Source organism: Bradyrhizobium sp. 159 (assembly GCF_023073795.1).
Lineage (GTDB): Bacteria > Pseudomonadota > Alphaproteobacteria > Rhizobiales > Xanthobacteraceae > Bradyrhizobium.
This window is the reverse complement of sequence record NZ_JADPKE010000066.1, coordinates 33,341-54,420: the sequence shown is the minus strand read 5'-3', so window position 1 is coordinate 54,420 and position 21,080 is coordinate 33,341. Positions and strand designations below refer to the sequence as shown.

22 protein-coding genes are annotated in these 21,080 nt (G+C 64.1%); 10 read left to right on the top strand and 12 right to left on the bottom strand.

The annotated features are described in order from the left end of the window. Nucleotides 1–61: 61 nt before the first annotated feature. The 3 genes from IVA96_RS18255 (at nucleotide 62) to IVA96_RS18245 (ending at nucleotide 3,114) form a co-directional block, all read left to right on the top strand. Nucleotides 62–1,801, top strand: a complete 1,740-nt coding sequence (locus IVA96_RS18255; RefSeq protein WP_247418506.1) for a DUF87 domain-containing protein — start codon at nucleotides 62–64, stop codon at nucleotides 1,799–1,801. A gap of 223 nt (nucleotides 1,802–2,024) precedes the next feature. Further along, complete coding sequence (locus IVA96_RS18250) at nucleotides 2,025–2,603, top strand: peroxidase-related enzyme (RefSeq protein ID WP_247418504.1); 579 nt, start codon at nucleotides 2,025–2,027, stop codon at nucleotides 2,601–2,603. 10 nt (nucleotides 2,604–2,613) lie between these two features. Next, complete coding sequence (locus tag IVA96_RS18245; RefSeq protein ID WP_247276840.1) at nucleotides 2,614–3,114, top strand: MgtC/SapB family protein; 501 nt, start codon at nucleotides 2,614–2,616, stop codon at nucleotides 3,112–3,114. A 117-nt stretch (nucleotides 3,115–3,231) separates the two neighbouring features. Here IVA96_RS18245 and IVA96_RS18240 read toward each other — a convergent pair whose 3' ends face one another. Then, a complete protein-coding gene (locus IVA96_RS18240; RefSeq protein WP_247276839.1) occupies nucleotides 3,232–3,381 on the bottom strand; it encodes a hypothetical protein in 150 nt (49 codons plus the stop codon). Nucleotides 3,382–3,516: 135 nt separating this feature from the next. Next, nucleotides 3,517–4,140: a ParB-like protein gene (locus IVA96_RS18235; protein ID WP_247276838.1), complete on the bottom strand. Its 624-nt coding sequence runs from the start codon at nucleotides 4,138–4,140 to the stop codon at nucleotides 3,517–3,519. Nucleotides 4,141–4,459: 319 nt separating this feature from the next. Here IVA96_RS18235 and IVA96_RS18230 point away from each other — a divergent pair, with 319 nt between their 5' ends. The 6 genes from IVA96_RS18230 to IVA96_RS18205 all read left to right on the top strand — a co-directional run bounded on the left by IVA96_RS18230 (nucleotide 4,460) and on the right by IVA96_RS18205 (nucleotide 9,228). Continuing rightward, on the top strand, nucleotides 4,460–4,801 hold the full coding sequence (locus IVA96_RS18230; RefSeq protein WP_247276837.1) for a hypothetical protein: 342 nt from the start codon (nucleotides 4,460–4,462) through the stop codon (nucleotides 4,799–4,801). 220 nt (nucleotides 4,802–5,021) lie between these two features. Continuing rightward, nucleotides 5,022–5,309 (top strand): acyl carrier protein, encoded by a 288-nt coding sequence (locus IVA96_RS18225; protein WP_094974763.1) that lies wholly within the window; start codon nucleotides 5,022–5,024, stop codon nucleotides 5,307–5,309. A 10-nt stretch (nucleotides 5,310–5,319) separates the two neighbouring features. After that, nucleotides 5,320–5,790 carry a 3-hydroxyacyl-ACP dehydratase FabZ family protein gene (locus tag IVA96_RS18220; protein ID WP_247276836.1) on the top strand — a complete coding sequence of 157 codons (471 nt, stop codon included), beginning with the start codon at nucleotides 5,320–5,322 and terminating at the stop codon, nucleotides 5,788–5,790. Next, nucleotides 5,787–6,995 (top strand): beta-ketoacyl-ACP synthase, encoded by a 1,209-nt coding sequence (locus IVA96_RS18215; protein WP_247276835.1) that lies wholly within the window; start codon nucleotides 5,787–5,789, stop codon nucleotides 6,993–6,995. The genes IVA96_RS18220 and IVA96_RS18215 overlap by 4 nt, the downstream gene beginning before the upstream one ends. Nucleotides 6,996–7,009: 14 nt before the next feature. Beyond that, nucleotides 7,010–8,287, top strand: coding sequence for a beta-ketoacyl-ACP synthase (locus IVA96_RS18210; protein ID WP_247276834.1), 1,278 nt, complete (start codon nucleotides 7,010–7,012; stop codon nucleotides 8,285–8,287). A gap of 8 nt (nucleotides 8,288–8,295) precedes the next feature. Then, on the top strand, nucleotides 8,296–9,228 hold the full coding sequence (locus IVA96_RS18205; RefSeq protein WP_247276833.1) for a lipid A biosynthesis lauroyl acyltransferase: 933 nt from the start codon (nucleotides 8,296–8,298) through the stop codon (nucleotides 9,226–9,228). 105 nt (nucleotides 9,229–9,333) lie between these two features. Here the strand turns inward: IVA96_RS18205 and IVA96_RS18200 are convergent, their stop codons facing one another. The 8 genes from IVA96_RS18200 to IVA96_RS18165 form a co-directional block, all read right to left on the bottom strand. Beyond that, nucleotides 9,334–10,446 carry a polyamine ABC transporter substrate-binding protein gene (locus IVA96_RS18200; RefSeq protein ID WP_247276832.1) on the bottom strand — a complete coding sequence of 371 codons (1,113 nt, stop codon included), beginning with the start codon at nucleotides 10,444–10,446 and terminating at the stop codon, nucleotides 9,334–9,336. A gap of 3 nt (nucleotides 10,447–10,449) precedes the next feature. Continuing rightward, nucleotides 10,450–11,631 carry an aminotransferase gene (locus tag IVA96_RS18195; protein WP_247276831.1) on the bottom strand — a complete coding sequence of 394 codons (1,182 nt, stop codon included), beginning with the start codon at nucleotides 11,629–11,631 and terminating at the stop codon, nucleotides 10,450–10,452. Between the two features lie 7 nt (nucleotides 11,632–11,638). Beyond that, on the bottom strand, nucleotides 11,639–11,965 hold the full coding sequence (locus tag IVA96_RS18190; RefSeq protein ID WP_247276830.1) for a rhodanese-like domain-containing protein: 327 nt from the start codon (nucleotides 11,963–11,965) through the stop codon (nucleotides 11,639–11,641). A gap of 156 nt (nucleotides 11,966–12,121) precedes the next feature. After that, complete coding sequence (locus IVA96_RS18185) at nucleotides 12,122–14,044, bottom strand: potassium transporter Kup (protein WP_247276829.1); 1,923 nt, start codon at nucleotides 14,042–14,044, stop codon at nucleotides 12,122–12,124. Nucleotides 14,045–14,182: 138 nt separating this feature from the next. Further along, a complete protein-coding gene (locus tag IVA96_RS18180) occupies nucleotides 14,183–16,081 on the bottom strand; it encodes a potassium transporter Kup (RefSeq protein WP_247276828.1) in 1,899 nt (632 codons plus the stop codon). 171 nt (nucleotides 16,082–16,252) lie between these two features. Continuing rightward, on the bottom strand, nucleotides 16,253–17,083 hold the full coding sequence (locus IVA96_RS18175) for a flagellar motor protein MotB (protein WP_247276827.1): 831 nt from the start codon (nucleotides 17,081–17,083) through the stop codon (nucleotides 16,253–16,255). Between the two features lie 23 nt (nucleotides 17,084–17,106). After that, the gene (locus IVA96_RS18170) at nucleotides 17,107–17,880 is read right to left on the bottom strand and encodes a MotA/TolQ/ExbB proton channel family protein (protein ID WP_172788099.1); all 774 of its coding nucleotides are present in this window, start codon (nucleotides 17,878–17,880) and stop codon (nucleotides 17,107–17,109) included. 198 nt (nucleotides 17,881–18,078) lie between these two features. After that, nucleotides 18,079–18,903, bottom strand: a complete 825-nt coding sequence (locus tag IVA96_RS18165) for an SDR family NAD(P)-dependent oxidoreductase (RefSeq protein ID WP_247276826.1) — start codon at nucleotides 18,901–18,903, stop codon at nucleotides 18,079–18,081. A gap of 100 nt (nucleotides 18,904–19,003) precedes the next feature. Between IVA96_RS18165 and IVA96_RS18160 the strand changes: the two genes are divergently transcribed. Further along, complete coding sequence (locus tag IVA96_RS18160; protein ID WP_247276825.1) at nucleotides 19,004–19,297, top strand: hypothetical protein; 294 nt, start codon at nucleotides 19,004–19,006, stop codon at nucleotides 19,295–19,297. Nucleotides 19,298–19,314: 17 nt separating this feature from the next. On the opposite strand, the gene IVA96_RS18155 is transcribed toward IVA96_RS18160, so the two are convergent. Continuing rightward, nucleotides 19,315–20,034 (bottom strand): RraA family protein, encoded by a 720-nt coding sequence (locus IVA96_RS18155; protein ID WP_247276824.1) that lies wholly within the window; start codon nucleotides 20,032–20,034, stop codon nucleotides 19,315–19,317. A 122-nt stretch (nucleotides 20,035–20,156) separates the two neighbouring features. Then, nucleotides 20,157–21,041 carry a phosphatidylcholine/phosphatidylserine synthase gene (locus tag IVA96_RS18150; protein WP_247276823.1) on the bottom strand — a complete coding sequence of 295 codons (885 nt, stop codon included), beginning with the start codon at nucleotides 21,039–21,041 and terminating at the stop codon, nucleotides 20,157–20,159. Between the last annotated feature and the right edge of the window lie 39 nt (nucleotides 21,042–21,080).

Genomic DNA, 21,080 nt, shown 5'->3' with positions numbered 1-21,080 from the left:
GTGCAGCGACGGCTGCGCATAGTCCGGACCAAACCCGTTGCTCTTGCCAGGTTCATTCATTGTGACATCCTTTGGACGCGTGATTTCGGTTCGCGGATCGCTCGCCCGGGTCGGGCTTCTGGCGGAAAGCCGGATGCCGGTCTCGGAGGTTCGGGCGACCGTCGGCCGCTTCGTCAGTATCCGCTGCGCAAACTCGGTTATCGTCGCAATGATCACCGAGGTCTCCTGCGAAAACCTGTCGGCTAGCGACAATTACATTGCGATTGCCTCGGTCGACCTGCTTGGTGAGATCCTCAACGCCACCGACAAGCCGAAATTCCAGCGAGGCGTCACCAATTATCCAACCATCGGCGATGCCGTCGACCTGATCACGAGCCAGGAGTTGCGCACGATCTACGCGCCGATCGGGTCGGACCAGATCAATGTCGGCTTCCTCCAGCAGGACCGCTCGGTCGTCGCCTATGTCGACGTCGAGGAAATGCTGTCCAAGCACTTCGCGGTGCTGGGATCGACCGGCGTCGGCAAATCGACCGGCGTCTCGCTGCTGCTGAACGAGATCCTGAAGGCGCGTCCGAACCTGCGCATCTTCCTGCTCGACGTGCACAACGAATATGGCCGCTGCTTCGGCGATCGCGCGCTGGTGCTCAATCCGCGGAATCTAAAGCTGCCGTTCTGGCTGTTCAACTTCGAGGAAATCGTCGACGTGCTGTTCGGCGGCCGCGCGGGCGTGCCTGAGGAGCTCGACATTCTCGCCGAGGTGATCCCGATCGCGAAGGGCGTCTATACCCAGTACCAGAACGCCGACCGCATCGGTCTCAAGCGCATCGATCCCAAGCAGGTCGGCTACACCGCCGACACGCCAGTGCCGTATCGCCTGGTTGACTTGATCTCGCTGATCGACGAGCGCATGGGCAAGCTCGAGAACCGCTCGTCGCGCATCATCTATCACAAACTGATCTCGCGCATCGAGGCCGTCCGCAACGACCCCCGCTACGCCTTCATGTTCGACAACGCCAATGTCGGCGGCGACACCATGGCCGAGGTGATTAGCCATTTGTTCCGCCTGCCGGCCAACGGCAAGCCGATGACGGTGATGCAGCTGGCCGGCTTCCCGGCCGAGGTCATCGATTCCGTCGTCTCGGTGCTCTGCCGCATGGCTTTCGACTTCGGCCTGTGGAGCGACGGCGTCTCGCCGCTGCTGTTCGTGTGCGAGGAAGCGCATCGCTACGCCTCCGCCGACCGCAACATCGGCTTCGGGCCGACCCGCAAGGCGGTCTCGCGCATTGCCAAAGAGGGCCGCAAATACGGCGTCTATCTCGGCCTCATCACCCAGCGCCCGGCCGAGCTCGACGCCACCATCATCTCCCAGTGCAACACGCTGTTCACGATGCGTCTCGCCAACGAGCGCGACCAGGCGCTGCTCCGCGCCGCCGTGTCGGACGCGGCCGCCAACCTGTTGTCCTTCGTGCCCTCGCTCGGCACCCGCGAGGTGCTGGCGTTCGGGGAAGGCGTCGCCCTGCCGACGCGGCTTCGCTTCAAGGAGGTGCCGCCGCATCAATTGCCGCGCGGCGAAGCCACCATCAGCAGCGTGCCCTCGGTCACCTCCGGTCACGACATGCATTTCGTCAGCGCCGTGCTCGAACGCTGGCGCGGCGCCACCTCGCAGCGCGACGTACCAAACGATCCACTGTTCTCGGCCCCTCCCGCCAAGACGATGTCCAGCCTCGAAGCGCCGATGCTGCAACCGTCGATGGGCCTCGATCCCGACCGCTTCTCGCTGCTGAAGAAGCCGTTGCGGTAAGCCCGCGCGTGTCCGGGACGCGCCACAGCGTGCAACGCTGCTGCGCCGGGCCGGGACCCACGCCACACGCACCGCACTCTCGGAAAGATGGGCCCCGGCTCTGCAGGGCACCGCTGGACAAGGGCTGCGCTGCGTCCGGGGTGCGTCCCACGGCACATGCAGCACGTTGAGACGGCCGCCCGCATCGACTATGTTTGCCGGCCCTAAGCCGGAGTCCATGCAAATGACAAAGCCCGCGCAACGCTTCCCCGCTCCCGCCCTCGACACGCTGCCCGACGACATCCGCACGCGGCTCCTCGCCGTGCAGGAGAAGAGCGGCTTCGTGCCGAACGTGTTCTTGACGCTGGCCTATCGTCCCGACGAGTTTCGCGCCTTCTTCGCCTATCACGATGTACTGATGGAGAAGGACGGCGGCCTCACCACGGCCGAGCGCGAGATGATCGTGGTCGCGACCTCGGCGGCCAACCAGTGCCAATATTGCGTGATCGCACATGGCGCGATCCTGCGCATTCGGGCCAAGAATCCGCTCATCGCTGACCAGATCGCGATCAATTACCGCAAGGCCGACATCACGCCGCGGCAGAAGGCGATGCTCGACTTTGCGATGAAGGTCTCGGCCGAGGCGCAGCGGATTTCAGAGGACGATTTCGCAGCACTCGCGCCGCACGGCTTCAGCGACGACGACATCTGGGACATCGCCGCGATCTCCGCCTTCTTCGCACTTTCGAATCGGTTGGCGAATTTCACGGGCATGCGCCCGAACGAGGAGTTCTATCTGATGGGACGGCTGCCGAAGAAGTGATCGACACGCAATGACTGAGCTCGACTGGCCCGAAATCGTGCTGCGTCTCGGCAGCGCCACGCTTGCCGGCGGAGCGATCGGCCTGAACCGCGATCTGCAAGGTAAGCCGATCGGACTGAAGACGCTCGGCATCGTCGGGCTCTCCACCGCGGCCGTCGTGCTGCTCGCGGTCGAGTTCGCCGAGCCCGGCAGAATCACCGATGCGGCGAGCCGGGTGATCCAGGGCATCCTGACCGGGATCGGCTTCCTCGGTGCCGGCGTCATTGTCCACGAGAGCAAAGGTTTTCGCGTGAGCGGCCTGACCAGTGCGGCTTGCACGTTCCTCGCTGCCTGTCTCGGCATCGTCTGCGGCACCGGACAATGGAAGATCGTCGCAGCCGCGCTGGCGTTCGCCTTCGTTCTTCTGACGGTCGGCCGCCGCGTCGAGCGCTGGCTGCACCGGATGCTCGGTGGCCAGGAGGAACTGCTCCATGAAACAGCCTCCGAGCAGAAGCCTGAAAGCAGCGTTTAGGCGCTTTCGGCTCGCCGTGCGCTCGCCGCGCGCTCACCTTCCGCCGCAGGGTCCAGCGACTCCGTACGAGCAGGGGTCGCGGTGATGCATTGCGTGCGGCTACGAAGCGCTATGCCGCTAGCGCTTTGCCATCAACTCGAGTGCCGGAGCAAAGCGCTCGGCAAACGTCAACGTCAATGTCTTGGCATGGTGAACTGCCGCAAACGAGGCCGAAACCCCCGCTGACGCAAGGGCGAGCAGGGCAACAGCGAAAACCAGACGGCGCATTCTTGCCTCCCGTGTGAGCCCGATTGCCCCAAAGGATGGGACGGCTCTATTTCAGGACCGCTTCATGCGGGCGGAAAATGATTTCGCTCAAGAGGCTGTGATGAGGTCGGATTGCGGTGCAGTATCCATGTGCCCCTAATCCTCGTCCGCCGGCCCGCACCAGCCGGGCAGATAGATCGCATCCTTGCTTCTAGCCGAGGACATGGCCTTCTCGAGCGCCTTGTCGAAATCGGCATCGACCAGCTTGCGCGAGAGTTTTCGGCGCAGATAGTCGGCCCACAGGAATTCGGAGAATGGCGTCGTATCCTTGGCGAAGCCGCCGATGCGGCGGAGCTCGCCGGCGAGGCTGCGGAACGGGTCATCCTTGAGGTCGGCCACCGATTTCGGCAGGTCCCGGAACGGCCGCCTTTCGCCCTTGGCGTCGTAGGGATAGACCCAGCGCTTGTTGTCCAGGACGCCCCAGAACGCCTCGCGCTCGACCATTCTGAGGTCGCCGACGATGGTGACCAGCACCTCCTTGATGCCCTCGTCGTGCAATGCGCGGCCGAGATGATGATGATCGATCACGTAATAGCGCTGGTCCGGGCCGTAGACGACGGGGATCATGTGCTTGCCGAGCAGGTCGGCCTGCTTCTTCTTGTCGTGCTCGCGCCAGCGCTTGCGCTTCTCCTTGACCTCGCGCATGCCGACCGTCATCTGCGTCGGCCGCAGCGACAGGATGGGGACCGGGTGCACTCTCGGCTCGCGCGTATTTGTCATCTCGAACGGTCTCTCACTTGGTTGCGATTGGCGGAACAGGTTCCCTGGACTATGCCATCGCCCCAGCGACGGCAAAGGCGTTGGGCTGCACGCGCAGATCACAAGCCGATGTGGACGAGAGCACGCGTGAGTTCCCCGGCCAATATTGCAACGCAACCGCATATTCTTGACCACTTTACGGCCGGCTCGTGACGCTTGGCGGCGCGCTATGCAAAATAGTGCGAATAGGAAATGCATCTGGGCGTTGAGAAGATTTTCTGCAACGCGCTCATCACGTATGCTATTTAAAAATCGCTGCTTCGGAGTGATCCCCTGCCCTATGAAAAGCCAGCGGCCCATAAGCTCTGATGACGAGCACCGGGTGCTCCAATTCAGGCCGCGCACCTCGCCTTCCGCCATGGTTCGCCGGGGCAGCGGCACCGTGCAGTCATTGCGCGCGGCGCCGGAGCCGCTCGACCTATCGCGCTACGAGCAGCCCCGCACCGGACCGGACGATTTCCGCCACCGCATGCTCGCCAATATCGCGGCGCTCGCCTTCACCATCGCGCTGACCGCGATCGGGATTTGGCTCGCCGTGAGTATTGCCGACCTGCGCCGGACTCAGGATTGCGTGCTGATGGGCCGCCGCGACTGCGTCAAGATCACGACGCCGCACATCTAGGCGCGCCTTGCCGGCGGTCCCTCACTGGACGGCCCGTGGCGGGCATCCCCAGCCCTGTCTCCGCGCCTGGCCGGCTCCATTGAACTCAGGGCGGCGCTCCGATATACGGGCTTTCGACCCGGCCAGAGGGGGGTTTGAGGGCGTCATCAGGGGCGCGATGCCCACCCACCCTGCCACTCTGGAATCTGACAAATACCTGCAATATATCAAAGGCTTAGTGATGTCTTCCACATTCGATCAGGTCGCCACGATCATCGCTGAAACCTGCGACATCCCGCGCGACACGATCACGCCGGATAGCCATGCCATAGATGATCTCGGCATCGACAGCCTCGATTTTCTTGATATCGCGTTCGCGATCGACAAGCAGTTCGGCATCAAGCTGCCGCTTGAAAAGTGGACCCAGGAGGTCAACGACGGCAAGGCGACCACCGAGCAGTATTTCGTGCTGAAGAACCTGTGCGCGCGCATCGACGAGCTCGTCGCGGCCAAGGGCGCGGGCGCCTAAGCGCGCGGCCATGCAACTCGAATACTTCCACATGATCGATCGGATCGTCGACTTAAACGTCGACGAGAAGACGATTGTCGTCGAGGCCCAGGTTCCGAACGCAAGCACCATCTTCGAGGGACACTTCCCGGGCTATCCGCTGATGCCCGGCGTGCTCCTGATCGAATCGATGGCGCAGGCTTCGGGCTGGCTTCAGCTCGGCGTGCTGAAGTTCGAGCGCATGCCGATCCTCGCCGCCGTGAAGGAGGCCAAGGTCCGCGGCTCGGTCTACCCCGGTGATGTCATGAGCATCGAGGCGACCCTGTCCCATCAAGGCTCGGGTTACGCGGTCACCGAAGCCAAGATCCGGGTCGGCGGCAAGCTGCGCGCGAATTCGACGCTCACCTTCACGCAGATTCCCTTTCCCAATGCGGATATGCGCGGACACATGGACGCAATCGCCAAACGCGTCGGCTTTCCGCAACAGGCCGTTTCGCCATGACCGACACCTTCGCGACGAAGCCCGCCCAGACGGAAGTCTGGATCACCGGCATTGGACTTGCCACCTCGCTCGGCGAGGGGCTCGACGCCAACTGGGCTGCGCTCCAGGAGAAGCGCATCAATGTCGACGAGAAGGGCTTTGCGCCCTACATCGTGCATCCCTTGATGCCGGTCTCTTTCGACAGCCAGATTCCGAAGAAGGGCGACCAGCGCCAGATGGAAGCCTGGCAGCGTATTGGCACCTATGCCGCGGGCCTGGCGCTCGATTCCGCCGGGATCAAGGGCAACAAGGATATCCTGTCGAAGATTGACATGGTGGTGGCCGCAGGCGGCGGCGAGCGCGATCTCAACGTCGACACCGGTGTGCTCACGGCCGAGGCCAAGGGCGCCAACGCCCCCGGCTTCCTCAACGAACGGCTGATGAGCGACCTGCGGCCGACGTTGTTCCTGGCCCAGCTCTCCAACCTGCTCGCCGGCAACATCGCCATCGTCCATGGTCTCGGCGGCACTTCGCGCACCTTCATGGGCGAAGAGGTCGCGGGCGCGGACGCCGCCCGCATTGCGCTCGCGCGCATCGCCTCGGGTGAGAGCGACATTGCGCTGGTCGGTGGCTCGCACAATGGCGAACGCAAGGACCTGATGGTCCTCTACGAATTCGGCGACTTCAACCTGAAGGACAAGTTCGCTCCGGTGTGGGCGCGCAAGGACCGTCCCGGCTTCGCGCTCGGTTCGGCCGGCGCCTTCCTGGTACTGGAGTCGAAGGCGCATGCAGAGGCGCGCGGCGCAAAGCCGTTCGCCAAGCTCACCAGCGTCGTCGCCGACCTTGCCCGCCGCAAGCAGCCTGGCGACATGGCCTCGACGCTGGAGAAGCTTTGGGAAAAGCTGCCCAAGCGCGAGGGCAAGGCCGCGATCATATCAGGCGCGACCGGCGCCGAGCCCGCGACCTCGGAAGAGCGCAGCTTCCTGAGGGGCCATGCGGATCTGCCGGTGCGCTCGACCGGCACCATGTTCGGCCACACCATGGAAACGCAATTCCCGCTCGGAATTGCCCTGGCCGCACTGTCGATCTCGCGCGGTGCATTGTTCCCGCCGAATGATTCCACCGGGACCGAGATTGAAATGCAGGGCGCGCCCACCCAGATCGTGGTGATAGGGGCCGGACACTGGCGCGGCGAAGGCATGGCGCTGATCGAGGCAGTGAGCTAGCTCAGGGGGTCGAAATGACTGCACCACGCGACAAATTCGGCCGTCCCGTCGTCGTCGTCACCGGCATGGGCATCATGACCTCGCTCGGCGCCGGCAAGGCCGACAATTGGGCGAAGCTGGTCGCCGGCGAATCCGGCATCCGCACTATCACGCGTTTTCCGGTCGACGGCCTGAAGACCACGATGGCTGGTACGGTGGATTTCGTCAGCGTCGATCCGTTCTCCTCCACCGGCCTCTCCGAGCGGATGGCGGAGCTGGTGACGGAGGAAGCGCTCGAGCAGGCCGGCATCGGCGCCAAGGAGGATTTCCCCGGTCCCCTCTTCCTCGCAGTCGCGCCGGTCGAGGTCGAATGGCCGCAGCGGCGCGAGCTTGGCCGCGCCGTCGGAAAGACCGACTTCAACTACGACGACCTCCTGCGCATCTCCGGCGGCGGCAAGTACAGCGACTATCATCACCGCTTCATGTTCGGCTCGGTCGCCGCGCATCTCGCCGAGACTTTCGGCACCAAGGGTTCGCCGATCTCACTATCGACGGCCTGCGCGTCGGGCGCGACCTCGATCCAGCTCGGCGTCGAGGCGATCCGGCGTGGCGAGACCGACGCTGCGCTGTGCGTCGCGACCGACGGTACCGTCAATCCGGAGGCGCTGGTGCGCTTCTCGCTACTCTCGGCGCTCTCGACCCAGAACGATCCGCCGCAGGCGGCCTCCCGCCCCTTCTCCAAGAACCGCGATGGCTTCGTCATGGCCGAAGGCGCCGGCGCGCTCGTGCTGGAAAGCTACAAGGCGGCGACCGCGCGCGGCGCAAAGATCCTCGGCGTGATCGCCGGCTGCGGCGAGCTCACCGATTCCTTCCATCGCACCCGCTCCTCGCCCGACGGCAAGCCGATCATCGGCTGCATGAACAAGACGCTGGCCGATGCCGGCATGACGCCGGACCAGATCGACCACATCAACGCGCACGGTACCGCGACGCCCGAAAACGACAAGATGGAGTTCAACACGACGTCGGCAGTGTTCGGCGAGCTCGCGCAGAAGATTCCGGTCACCTCTAATAAGTCGATGGTCGGCCACACCATCTCGGCCGCCGGTGCGGTCGAGGCGATCTTCTCGCTGCTCACGCTCGAGCATCAGCGTATCCCGCCGACGATCAACTACGAGACCCCGGATCCGACGATCCTGTTCGATGTCGTCGGCAACAAGGCCCGCGATGCCCGCGTCACCGCGGTGATGTCGAACTCGTTCGGCTTCGGTGGCCAGAACGCCTCGCTGATCCTGACCCGCGAACCGGCCTGACCGGACGCATGGCACTGCTGACTGCGAGCACGAAGGCCCGCGCGCGGGAGGCTGCCAAATCGCTCGGCGGCAGCTTGATCGGCGCCGCGACTGTCGGCTTGCTGCGCACCACGCGCTATTTCGATCCGGTCAAGACTTCGGACTTTTTCGCGCGCGTCGTAAAGCTCATCGGCCCGCGTCTGCGCGAGCATCGCATCGGCCGCGCCAACCTCACTGCGGCATTTCCGGAGAAGTCGCCAGAGGAGATCGAACAGATCCTGATGGGCGTCTGGGACAATCTCGGCCGCGTCGGCGCCGAGTTCGCCCATATCGACCATGTCTGGGACTACGACCGCGATCACCCCGAGAAGAGCCGGATCGAATTGTCGCCGCGCAGCATCGAGCTGTTCGACCAGATCCGCGACGATGGCAAGCCGGCGCTGATCTTCGCCGCGCATCTGGCCAATTGGGAATTGCCGGCGCTCGCCGCCGTCGCGCATGGGCTGGATACTGCGATCCTCTATCGCCGACCGAACATCGCCTCCGCCGACCGCATCATCCAGGAGATGCGCCAAGTCAACATGGGCACGTTGATCCCGGCAGGCCGCGACGCGCCGCTGCGGCTCGCGCAGGCGCTCAAGGACGGCAAGCACGTCGCGATGCTGATCGATCAATATCTGACGGCCGGCGTCGAGGTCACCTTCTTCGGCCGCAAGACCCGCGCCAACCCGATGCTGGCGCGCCTCTTGCGCCAGGTCGAGTGCCCGATCCACGGTGTGCGCATCATCCGCCTGCCCGACGGCCGCTTTCGCGGCGAGCTCACCGAAGAGATCAAGCCGGTGCGCGATGCCGACGGCAAGATCGACATCCAGGGCACGACCCAGGCGATCACGAGCGTGGTGGAAAGCTGGGTGCGCGAGCATCCGGAGCAATGGCTGTGGCTGCATAGAAGGTGGCGGTAGTTACGCCGCCATTGCGAGGAGCGAAGCGACGATTCAATCCAGAGTGCCTCCGCGGAGAGATTCTGGATTGCTTCGCTTCGCTCCTCGCAATGACGGGTGTGCTCCTCACCGCCCCGTCTTCACCTTGGTCCAGAGTCTATTGATGATGCGCTGCGTCGCCGGCTCGCGCGCGGTGATGACGAAGAGCTTCGAAAGCGTCGCCTCGTCCGGATAGATGTTCTTGTCGTTCAAAATCTTTGGGTTGACCAGTTTCTGGCTGGCGAGGTTGCCGTTGGCGTAGGACAGGAAGTCCGAGTTCTTGGCGGCAACATCGGGGCGGTAGAGATAGTTGATCAGCTCGTAGGCCTCCTTGACGTTCTTGGCATCCGCGAGGATCGCGAGATTGTCGAAGAACATCTGCGCACCCTCTTTCGGAATGGCATAGCCGATCTCGATGCCACTCTTGGCCTCCGCAGCGCGGGCGCGGGCCTGCATGATGTCGCCGGACCAGCCGACCACGAAGCAGATCTCGCCGGTAGCGAGCGCGCTTAAGTATTCGGAGGAGTGAAACTTGCGCACGGACGGGCGGACTTTTGCCACGACGTCGGCAGCCTTCTCCAGGTCCGCCTGGTTGGTCGAGTTCGGATCGAGCCCGAGATAATTCAGCGCTGCCGGAAAGATGTCGTCGGCGGAGTCGAGCATGTGCACCCCGCAGTCTTTGAACTTGGTCAAATTCTCGGGCTTGAAGACGATGTCCCAGCTGTCGATCTTCGCATCCGGCCCCAGGATCTGCTTCACCTTGGCGACATTGTAGCCGATGCCCGTCGTACCCCACATGTAGTTGGCGGCGTAGACATTGCCGGGATCATAGATCGCGAGGCGTTCGGTCACCACGGGCCAGGCGTTGGCCAAGTTAGGCAGCATCGACTTGTCGAGCTTCTGGAAAATATTGGCCTTGATCTGGCGCTGCAGGAAATAGGCGGTGGGCACCACGACGTCGTAGCCGGACTTGCCGGCCATCAGGCGCGTCTCCAGCGTCTCGTTGGCGTCGAAGGTGTCGTAGACCACCTTGATGCCGGTTTCCTTGGTGAAGTTCTCAAGGACCTCCGGCGCCATGTAGTTGGACCAGTTGTAGAAGTTGACGACCCGTTCCTCCGCACTTGCAGGGGCGGAGAGCAACGTCAGCGCTGCGGCAATTGCGAGAGCGAAGCAAAGCCTGAAGCGGCCGACGTTCGTCATCTTCTACCTCTTGCGCCCGCGCACCGCATCCGACAGCCGCTCGAGTGCTGTGTCGAGCGTCTCGTCCTTCTTGGCAAAGCAGAAGCGCACCACCGAGGTCACCGGGTCCTGCTCGTAGAAGGCCGACACCGGGATCGCCGCCACCTTGTAGTCCTTCACAATCCGCCAGCAGAACTCGGTGTCGCTCTCGTTCAGCCCGAGCGGCGACAGATCGACCGTGAGGAAGTAGGTGCCTTGCGACCTCAGCACAGGAAAACCGAGGCTCTCCAGCCCTTTGGTGAGACGGTCGCGGCTCCGCGTCAGGTCCTTGCGCATCGACAGGAAGTAGTCGTCGGGCTTGCCGAGGCCGTAGGCGATGGCGGCCTGGAGGTTCGGCGCGGTGGTGAAGGTCAAGAACTGGTGCACCTTGGCGGCGACGCGCAAGAGCGGCGGCGCGGCGCAGACGAAGCCGATCTTCCACCCCGTCAACGAGAAGATTTTGCCGGCCGAGCCGACCTTGATCGTGCGCTCGCGCATGCCGGGGATGGTGATCAGCGGGATGTGCTTGTGCTCGTCGAAAGTGACGTGCTCCCAGACCTCGTCGCAGATCGCGATGACATCGAACTCCTGGCAGTAGCGCGCCAGCAGCTCGAGGTCCTCGCGCGGATACACCACCGCGGAGGGATTCAAAGGGTTGTTGAACAGCACCGCCTTGGTCTTTGAATTGAAGACGCTTTTCAGCATGTCCTCATTCAGCCGCCAGTGCGGCGGCTCGAGTCGGACGAGGCGCGGAGTGCCGCCCGCCTGTCGGATGATCGGCAGGTAGGAATCATAGACTGGCTGGAAGCAGACCACCTCGTCGCCGGGCTGAACCACCGCGAGAATTGCCGAGGTCAGCGCCTCGGTGCCCCCGGAGGTCACCATCACTTCGCTCATCGGATCGAGCTTGAGCCCGTGCCAGTGCCCGTAATGGGTTGCGATCGCCTGGCGCAGCTCGGGCAGGCCCATCATCGAGGGGTACTGGTTGTAGCCGTGCAGAGAGGCATCAGCCGCGGCCCGGCGGATGTCCTCGGGGCCGGGATCGTCAGGAAAACCCTGGCCGAGATTGATTGCGGCATTGTCGCGCGCGGCCTGCGACATCGCCTCGAAGATGGTGACGGGAAGGTCGGCGAAGACCTTGTTTAGCGACGAGCTCTTGGTCGTCATCGCGAGCTCAGCCGCCAACCTTGCTGGGAAGACCGGCCGCTTTCCAGCCCAGCATGCCGCCGGCCAGATGCTTGTCGTAAGGCAGGCCCGCCGCCTGCGCCGCGAGCGAGGCGGTCACCGAGCGCTTGCCCGATCGGCAGGCGAACACGACCTGCTTGCCTTCGGGATCCGGGATCGCCTTGGGATCGAAGGTCGAGAGCGGAACCACGACGCCGTAAGGATAGGCCTCGGCTTCGACCTCGTTCGGCTCGCGGACGTCGACCAGCAGATAGCGGCCTTCCGCGACACCTTTGGAGACCTCGTCCGGGGTCAGATCCTGTACCTGATTTGCCACATCATCCTCCAACGTCGCGCCTATTGGCCGGGGCACCCGGTCGGCGGCAACCTCGCCTCTCGGCCGACGAAAATCAAGCGCTACAATGGCTTGAGCTGAGCGGTGCAAGTTAAAGCTAAATCGCAGCGACTTGAAGCGCAGCGTTGGTTTGCCTGCCTAGATCGTGACCTGCGTTCCAACCTCGACCACGCGGCCAGAGGGGATCTGGAAATAGTCGGTGGCGTCGTTCGCCGAGCGGCTCAGCGAGATAAACAGCCGGTCCTGCCAGCGCGGCATACCGGAATGGGCCGCCGGCTTCAGCGCCCTCCGCGACAGGAAGAAGGAGGTCGACATGATATCGAACTGCCAGCCGAGCTTGCGCGCGATCGCCAGCGCCTTGGGCACGTTGGGCGATTCCATGAAGCCGAATTTCAGCGTCACCTTTGAGAAGGTCGGTGAGATCTGCTCCAGCCGCACCCGGTCGGCCGGGTCGATGCGCGGGGTCTGCGCGGTGTCGATAGTGAGAATGACGTTCTTCTCGTGCAGCACCTTGTAGTGCTTCAGACTATGCATCAGCGCCGTCGGCGCGCTGAGTGGGTCCGAGGTCAGGAACACGGCTGTGCCGGGCACCCGCTGCGGCGGCCTTTTCTCCAGCATCGCCACAAGGTCGGCGAGCGGGAATTCGAGCTTGCGCGACTTGTCGAACAGCAGCCGGCTGCCCCGCCGCCACGTGTACATCAGGATGATCATGAGCGCGCCGAGCGCCAGCGGCACCCAGCCGCCCTCGAACACCTTGAGCAGGTTCGCGGCGAGGAAGGTCAGGTCGAGAAACAGGAACGGCACGATGAGCGCTGCGGCGGCGAACGCAGACCACCGCCAGACCTTCCAGATCACGACGAAGCCCATCATCGCCGTGACCACCATGGTGCCGGTGACGGAGATGCCGTAGGCCGAGGCGAGCGCGCTGGAGGATCGGAACAGGAGTACCAGCAGCACCACCGCAACCAGCAGCAGCTGGTTGATGCGCGGGATGAAGATCTGGCCGGAATGGGCCTCTGACGTATGGCGAATTTCGAAGCGCGGCAGCAGTCCGAGCTGGATCGCCTGCCGCGTCAGCGAATAGGCGCCGGTGATGACGGCCTGGCTCGCGATCACGGTGGCCATGGTGGCAAGCACCACCATGCTGCCGCGAATAAAACCTTGCGGGAAGAGCTGGAAGAACGGACTCACGATCGCCCCGGGATCGCTGAGGACGAGCGCCCCCTGCCCTAGATAGTTCAGCGCGAGCGATGGTAGCACGATAGACAACCAGGCCGTTTGGATTGGCCGCTTGCCGAAATGGCCGAGGTCGGCATAGAGCGCCTCGGCACCGGTGACCGCCAGGAACACCGCGCCCAAGGTCACGAAGCCGATGACGCCATGCTGAAGCATGAATGACACGGCGTAGAGCGGATTCAGCGCGTACAGCACTTCCGGCTGCGCGATGATCGGATGGACCGCCGCCGCGGCGATCACCGCAAACCAGACGCACATGATCGGGCCGAAGAAGGCGGCGACCCGGGCGGTGCCGCGCGACTGCACGGCGAAGAGGCCGACCAGGATCGCCACAGTCAGCGGCACGATGTAGGGCTCGAACCGCAGCGTCACGTCTTTCATGCCTTCGATCGCCGACAGCACCGAAAGTGCGGGCGTGATCACGGCATCGCCGTAGAACAGGGCGCCGGAGATGATGCCGAGCAGGACGACGGTCGCTCCGCCGGTTCCGACGGCGCGCTGGGCCAGCGCCATCAGCGCCAGCGTGCCGCCCTCGCCATTATTGTCGGCGCGGAGCAGGATCACGACGTATTTGAGCGTCACCACGACGATGAGCGCCCACAGGATCAGCGACAGCACCCCGAGCACGGCCGCCGGCGTTGGTAGCCCCTCCGCCCCCGAAGCCGCCATCACGGCCTCGCGGAATGCGTAGAGCGGGCTGGTGCCGATGTCGCCATAGACGACACCGATGCTACCGAGCGTCAGCGCACCGAAACGAGCCGTGGTATGGGCATCGCCATTGGCCGCCGCCGTTTCCGGGGCCGAAATTGCTACGTCGCTTGTCATGGAGAGCCTGGTGGCCTCTAAAATGCTTCACTGCACAATGGCGGAAGGGCGCGCGGCTTATAGTCCTGCGCTACCGGCATAGCATAGCCCGATTCCGGGCCTTAGGCATGCAAATTTGCATGACTCCGGCAGTTGCATTTAGATGGTGACCTGGGTCCCGACTTCAACCACGCGCCCCGTGGGAATCTGGAAATAGTCAGTGGCGTCGTTGGCCGACCGGCTCAGCGCGATGAAGAGGTGGTCTTGCCACAGCGGCATGCCCGACTGGGCCGAGGCCTTCAGCGATCGTCGCGACACGAAGAACGACGTGGACATGATGTCGAACTGCCAACCCTGCTTGCGCGCGATCGCGAGCGCCTTCGGCACGTTCGGCTGCTCCATGAAGCCGAAGCGCAAGCGGACCTTGAAGAACTTGTCGCTGATCTTTTCCATGCGGAATCGCTCGGACAGGTCGACCCGCGGCGTATGCGCGGTCTCGATGGTCAGGATCACGTTGTGCTCGTGCAGCACCTTGTTGTGCTTGAGATTGTGCAGCAGCGCCGTCGGCACGAACGACGGATCGCTGGTCAGAAATACGGCCGTGCCCTTGACGATATGCGGCGGCCGCTTCTCCAGACTTCGGATCAGATCGTCCAGCGGCACCTCGATCCGGCGCGTCTTCTGGATCAGGATCCCCGAGCCTTTCCGCCAGGTCCAAATCGTCCCCGCCATGGCGACGCCGAACAGCAGCGGCACCCAGGCGCCTTCGAGCAGCTTGAGCAGATTGGCACTGAAGAAGCTTAGGTCGACGACGACGAAGGGCATGATCACGGCCGCAGCCGTGGCAGCGCGCCAGTTCCACAATTTCCAGATGACAATGAAGCCCATGATGCCGTCGGCGACCATGGTGGTGGAGACCGCGATGCCGTAGGCCGAAGCCAGATTGCTGGGGGTGTGGAACAGCAGCACCAGCAGCATCACACCGATCAGCAGCAGCCGGTTGACGCGCGGCAGATAGATCTGGCCGGCATGGGTCTCGGAGGTGTAGCGCACCTCGAAGCGAGGGAGCAGGCCGAGTTGCACCGCCTGATAGACCAGCGAATAGGCGCCCGTGATTACCGCCTGACTAGCGATCACGGTCGCGACAGTCGCAAGCCCGACCAGCGGCAGCACCAGACTTTCAGGCACCATGCGATAGAAGGAATGCTCGATCGCGCTGGGATCGGACAGCACCAGCGCACCCTGCCCGAAATAGTTGATCAGGAGCGCCGGCAGCACGAAGAACATCCAGGCTGACTGGATCGGCTTGCGCCCGAAATGGCCGAGATCGGCATAGAGCGCCTCGCCCCCGGTCACAGCCAGGAACACGGCGCCGAGTGTGACAAGGCCGATCGTGCCGTGCGACAGCACGAACTGCACCGCGTAATAGGGATTAATCGCCGCCAGCACTGAGGGGTCGTCGGCGATGTGGACAGCTCCCATCACCGCGATGACGGTGAACCAGACCACCATCACCGGCCCGAACGCCGAGGCGACCAGCGCGGTGCCCTTGCTCTGCACTGCGAACAGCAATGCCAGGATGAGCACCGTGAGCGGCACGACGTAGTGCTCGAACGCAGGGGTTGCGAGCTTGAGACCCTCGACCGCCGACAGCACCGAGATGGCCGGTGTGATCATGGAATCGCCGATGAACATGGAGGCGCCAACCACGCCGAGCGCGAGCAGGAACCAGCTCCGCCGCCCGAGCGCACGCTGGCCGAGTGCCATCAGGGAGAGCGTCCCGCCCTCCCCGTTATTGTCGGCGCGCAGCAGCAGCAGGACGTATTTGGCGGTGACGACGATCAGAAGCGCCCATAGGATCAGCGAGAGCACGCCGAGCACGATGACCCGCGAGACCGGCTCGCCATGGGCCGCGCCTCTGACCGCCTCGTGGAAGGCATAGAGCGGCGAAGTGCCGATATCGCCGAAGACGACGCCAATGCTCCCGAGCGTAAGGGCCCAAAAACCTGATGTGACCGGCCCTTCCTGGGTCTCGGTCGATGTGATGCTCGCCGTCATGAGGGTGGAGAACGCTTCGTCCCTGAATTTGATCCGGCGCCTTTTGACGCTTCCGGCGGGCCTGTCAACCGGCTCACCACCATAGCAGGCGCCGAGCCGGATGCTGTGACGGCGCGGTCACGCTCGCCGCAGCGCGACGAGATGCCTCAGGTAAGATGGTAGCGCAAGTCCCTACGGCTTCAGATTCGGCGGCAGTGGCGGATCTTCCCGCATCAGGGTGATGGTCACCCGCCGATTGGCCGCGAGCGAGGGATCGTCCGGAAACAGCGGCTGGGTGTCCGCCTTGCCCGAGACAGCGAAGATGTGCGACGGCGGCAATCCTTCGCGTTCGAGGATCTGGCGCACGGCATTCGCGCGGTCGGCCGACAGGTCGAAGGCGCCGTAGTCGCTGCGGACCGGCACAAATCCCGCCGCGGTGTGGCCGGCGATGGAGACGCGAAGCGGCGTCGCCTTGAGCGGGATCGCGAGCTTCTCGACCAAGCGGCGGGTGCGGTCGTAAGGCACCTTGGAGCCGTCGGCGAACATCGAGCGGCCATCCTGGTCGACGATCTCGAGGTTGAGGCCCTGCTTGGTCTCTTCAAACATGATGTGCTTGGACATTTCCGTCAGTTCCGGCATGTCCTGCAACGCCTGGCGCAGCGAGGCCGCGGCGAGCGCGAAATTGCGGTCGACCTTGATCTTCGCCCCCGAGGTGCGGTCGCGATCATCCTGGTCGGGCGTCGGCGTGTTGGAAGCTTCCTCGGGCTGGATATGGTCGACGTTCTTCAGCCGCGGCCGCGTCGGCAGACCGTCGGACTCGACGATGCCGGCATAGCGCGCTTCGCTCTGCACGCCGAAGGCGTCGCGCATGGATCCGGCGACGATCTTCAACTTGTTGGCGTCCTGGGTCGAGAACGCGACGAGCATCACGAAGAAGCTCATCATCAGGCCCATCAGGTCGGCGAAGGTCACGAACCAGCCGTGACCGCCGCCGTGCGCATCGCCGCGTTTCTTCTTGGCCATGGTCTAGATCCCGGCGCGCGCGATCAGGCCGGCACCGGCTCGCCGTCGGCGTGACGGTGCTTCTCCGGCAGATAGGCCAGCAGCATTTCACGCACCAAGGTCGGGCTCTTGGAGTCGCGGATCATCAGGATGCCGTCGATGATCAGGGTGCGATTGGTCTCCTCATCCAGCAGCTTGCCGTGAAGTTTGTCGGCGATCGGCAAACAGAACAGGTTCGCGACGAGCGCGCCGTAGAGGGTCGCGAGCAACGCGGTCGCCATGAACGGGCCGAGCTTGGAAGGGTCGGTCATGTTGGCGAACATCTGCACCATGCCGATCAGGGTACCGATCATGCCGAAGGCAGGGGCGCAATCGCCGATGGCACGGTAGATCTTGCTGCCCTCGTCGAGGTGCATCAGGAAGTTGTCACGGTCGCGCTCGAGATTGTCGCGGATGAAGTCGAGGTCGTAACCGTCGGCAACGTAGCGGATGCCCTTGGCGAGGAAGGGTTCGTCGGTCTCGACCTTTTCCAGGCCGACCGGGCCCTGCTTGCGGGCGATCTCGGCGATGCGGGCGAGTTCGTCGACGAGGTCGTGGGCCGACAGGCGGCTCATGGTGAAAGCGAACTTGGCGCCGAGCGGAAGGCCATGCAGGAGCGCGCTGAGAGGAAAGCGGATCATGGTGGCGGAGATCGAGCCGCCGAAAATGATGATCATCGCATGTTCGGAGATGAACATGTGGAGATCGCCGCCCATGAAGATCATCGCAACGATGACGATGGTGCCCGCAATGAGCCCGACGCTCGTCATGATATCCATGGGAGACTCCAATGCGTACACGACAACGGCCGTCCTGGCCGCTGGCGCGGCCCAACCCCGAACCGCATCGGAACCCTAGAGCGCCGCCCTTAAAGCCGCGTAAAGGTTAAGTCTGGACAGCGAGGTACGGCGCGCCGCAGGCGCTGCGATTCCTGGTGGGCGGCGGGAATCTCAACACTTCGCTAACCATAACGGTCGCTAGGACGATAACCCCGTCAGCTCCAGGCTGAGCGCACGCAGGCGCTTGCGCGCGTCGGCATCGTAGGCCTGCGGATTTGCGCGTGCCTCGTTCATACCGTTGAAGAACAATCCGCTTCGATCAGCGACGTCGTCGCCCTCGACGAGGTGGAGGATGGCTGCACCGCCTTGCTCGACCGTCGACATCGGAGTGATCCCGCCGGCGCGCACCATCGTGGTGTTCATGTAGGTCGCGGGATGCAGCGCGTTCACGGTGATGCCGGTGCCCTTTAATTCCTGCGCCAGATCGATCGTGAACATGATCTGAGCGAGCTTGCTCTGCGCATAGGCGCGCGAACCGCTGTAGCCCCTGGTGATCATGACGTCGTCGAACTCGATCGGGTGCTGGCCGAGCGAGGCGACGTTGACGATGCGCGACGGCGCAGCCGCCTTCAGCAATGGCAGCAACAGATGGACGAGCAGGAAACCGGCGAGATAGTTCACGGCAAATCGCAGCTCGTGACCCTCGGCACTGACCTGCCGCTGCGGGCCGTCATTCTGCGAGCCGATGCCGGCATTGCTGACCAGGACGTCGAGGCGCTGGTGGTCACGTTTCACGGCCTCCGCGAGCGCACGCGTGCCCGACATCGATGACAGGTCGGCCTGGTAGAAAGTCGGCGCGATACCGCCGGCCTCCACGATCTCGTCGCTCAAGGTCTTCGCACGCGCCGCGTCGCGGCCATGGATCAGGACCCTCGCACCTTCTTTGGCCAGGCGGCCTGCAACGTAGCGGCCGACGCCGTCGGTCGAGCCGGTGATCAGAACCGTCTTGCCCTTCATCCTCATTGCGCTTCCTCCAACTGCGGCCCTGCGTCACATCCGTGACGCGCCATCATGCGGTACTCTGTAGCTATGCGGCATGCTCCATCGCAGGAGCCCATTTGCCATGTTGACGTTGTTCAGTCTTCTCACTGCGCTGCCGGCGGTACTGGCGCTCCATCTGCTCGAGCCGGAGCTGGTGCTGCCAGCGTTCAGCGCCCTGCTTTTTGTCGAGGCCGCCTTCGCCGTGATCGCGGCGCGGTTGATCCATCTCCCGGACAATGCGGACGACATCACCTTGTGGGACCTTGCGGGCGGCTTCACCCTGATCGGATGCGCCGCCGCGGTGTTCGGCGAGCCGGATCAGGCTGCCCTGTTTCTGACGGAACAAGGCGGCCCACGGTCGGTGCCCCGACCGTAGGCCGCTCCGCCGCGCGTCTAGTGAATCTCCGCCGAGCGCTTCAGCGCCGCCTTCAGCTTCTCCAGCGAAAAGTTGGGACTGCGGGCGATCTCGAGGATCGGGGTCTCGCGGCGGCCGCAGAGCTCGGCTGCCTCGGGCAGCTTTGCCGCGACGTCGATCGGGATCACGATGGCGCCGTGCTGGTCGGCATGGATCAGGTCGTCCGACTTAACGGTCATGCCGGCGACACGCACCTCGCCGCCAAAGCTCTCCGCATGCACCCAGGCATGCGACGGCCCGATCGAGCCTGCCAAGGCCTGGAAGCCCGGGGCCCATTGCGGGATGTCGCGGATCGAGCCGTCGGTGATGACGCCGAGACAGCCCAGCGCCTTGTGCACGTTGCTCTGCACCTCGCCCCAGAACGCGCCATAGCCAACGTCGGGGCCATCGATGTCCTGGATCACCGAGATGCGCGGACCGTGGCCGGTGCCGACATATTCGTAATAGTCGATGCGGCGCTTGGACTGCTCCTCAGCAGGAAGCGAGGATTTCAGCACCGAGCGGATCATGACCGTGCGGGCATAACCGACGATCGGCGGCAGATCGGGGAACGGACAAACAAGCTGCTTGGTGGTGTAGCCGATCAGCCGGCGCTCGGGCGCCACGATCTCCATGGCATTGCAGATCGTCGGCGTATCATAGCGGCCCAGCGCTTCGAGGACGGAAGCGGGCAGCGGCCCGGTCGCGGAATTGGTCACGGCGTTCTCTCCCAAATTGGCGGCCGCTGTTGGCGCGGTGCCGCCGTCACAGGGCGATATAGCCGAGATCAGGCATCAACCCAACTCAGCGGGACTCATGGCAGATATCCGCGTGTGGCCGCTTAGTGCAGCCGTCCGGGCCGGTCGTCGTCGTCGTGCGGCGGCTCGGACAAATTCGCCAGCGTCGGCGCCGAAGGCGGTGACGCGACCTCACCTCCCGCCGGCGCGGTGGTTTCCATCGCCCGCGCGTGATCGCGGTAGGATTTGTAGCCGAGCGGCAGGCAGAGCAGATAGAGCACCGTGCCGATCGACAGCACGTGCCAGGGATAGGCGATCAACAGCGCGATGAAGACGATGACGGCGACGAACGCCGGCAGCACCAGCTCGGGCGGCACGCGCATGCGCTTGGTCTTGCCGGAGAACACTGGCAGGCGCGACACCATCAGGAAGGCGATCAAGAGCGTGTAGCCTGCCGTTACCGCCGCGGGCCAGCGTCCGAGATCGAGGAACGCGACATAGATCGGCAGCAGCACGGTGATGGCGCCGGCCGGCGCCGGCACGCCGGTGAAGAAATTGGCCGCAAACGCCGGCTTGTTCGGATCATCCATCGTGGCGTTGAAGCGGGCAAGGCGCAGACCGCCCGAGATCGCGAACACCATCGCGGCGATCCAGCCGGCATTGCCGAGCTCGTGCAATTGCCAGAAATACAGCATCAGGCCGGGCGCAACGCCAAAATTGACGAAATCGGCGAGGCTATCGAGCTCGGCGCCGAACTTGGACTGGCCTTTGATCATGCGCGCGATGCGGCCGTCGATGCCGTCGAGCGCGGCCGCGAACACGATGGCATAGACCGCGAGCGACATCCGCCCCTCGATCGACAGCCGGATCGAGGTCAGGCCGGCGCAGATCGCCAGCAGCGTGATGACGTTGGGCACCAGCATCCGCACCGGAATCGGACGGAACCGCCGCCGGCGCGCGTCAGGATCTTTGAAATCGTAGGGCGTCATGGCTCGTCCTCACCTCAAGGCGAGATATAGCAAGCCGCG

Excerpts from the sequence above, each read along its gene's own strand:
- IVA96_RS18240 (WP_247276839.1), bottom strand. The coding sequence starts at position 3,381 with ATGCGCCGTCTGGTTTTCGCTGTTGCCCTGCTCGCCCTTGCGTCAGCG.
- IVA96_RS18185 (WP_247276829.1), bottom strand. The coding sequence starts at position 14,044 with ATGACAAGCGACGTAGCAATTTCGGCCCCGGAAACGGCGGCGGCCAAT.
- IVA96_RS18200 (WP_247276832.1), bottom strand. The coding sequence starts at position 10,446 with ATGACGAACGTCGGCCGCTTCAGGCTTTGCTTCGCTCTCGCAATTGCC.
- IVA96_RS18180 (WP_247276828.1), bottom strand. The coding sequence starts at position 16,081 with ATGACGGCGAGCATCACATCGACCGAGACCCAGGAAGGGCCGGTCACA.
- IVA96_RS18165 (WP_247276826.1), bottom strand. The coding sequence starts at position 18,903 with ATGAGGATGAAGGGCAAGACGGTTCTGATCACCGGCTCGACCGACGGC.
- IVA96_RS18250 (WP_247418504.1), top strand. The coding sequence starts at position 2,025 with ATGACAAAGCCCGCGCAACGCTTCCCCGCTCCCGCCCTCGACACGCTG.
- IVA96_RS18150 (WP_247276823.1), bottom strand. The coding sequence starts at position 21,041 with ATGACGCCCTACGATTTCAAAGATCCTGACGCGCGCCGGCGGCGGTTC.
- IVA96_RS18215 (WP_247276835.1), top strand. The coding sequence starts at position 5,787 with ATGACCGACACCTTCGCGACGAAGCCCGCCCAGACGGAAGTCTGGATC.
- IVA96_RS18210 (WP_247276834.1), top strand. The coding sequence starts at position 7,010 with ATGACTGCACCACGCGACAAATTCGGCCGTCCCGTCGTCGTCGTCACC.
- IVA96_RS18235 (WP_247276838.1), bottom strand. The coding sequence starts at position 4,140 with ATGACAAATACGCGCGAGCCGAGAGTGCACCCGGTCCCCATCCTGTCG.
- IVA96_RS18160 (WP_247276825.1), top strand. The coding sequence starts at position 19,004 with ATGTTGACGTTGTTCAGTCTTCTCACTGCGCTGCCGGCGGTACTGGCG.
- IVA96_RS18195 (WP_247276831.1), bottom strand. The coding sequence starts at position 11,631 with ATGACGACCAAGAGCTCGTCGCTAAACAAGGTCTTCGCCGACCTTCCC.
- IVA96_RS18175 (WP_247276827.1), bottom strand. The coding sequence starts at position 17,083 with ATGGCCAAGAAGAAACGCGGCGATGCGCACGGCGGCGGTCACGGCTGG.
- IVA96_RS18230 (WP_247276837.1), top strand. The coding sequence starts at position 4,460 with ATGAAAAGCCAGCGGCCCATAAGCTCTGATGACGAGCACCGGGTGCTC.
- IVA96_RS18170 (WP_172788099.1), bottom strand. The coding sequence starts at position 17,880 with ATGGATATCATGACGAGCGTCGGGCTCATTGCGGGCACCATCGTCATC.
- IVA96_RS18245 (WP_247276840.1), top strand. The coding sequence starts at position 2,614 with ATGACTGAGCTCGACTGGCCCGAAATCGTGCTGCGTCTCGGCAGCGCC.
- IVA96_RS18205 (WP_247276833.1), top strand. The coding sequence starts at position 8,296 with ATGGCACTGCTGACTGCGAGCACGAAGGCCCGCGCGCGGGAGGCTGCC.
- IVA96_RS18220 (WP_247276836.1), top strand. The coding sequence starts at position 5,320 with ATGCAACTCGAATACTTCCACATGATCGATCGGATCGTCGACTTAAAC.
- IVA96_RS18225 (WP_094974763.1), top strand. The coding sequence starts at position 5,022 with ATGTCTTCCACATTCGATCAGGTCGCCACGATCATCGCTGAAACCTGC.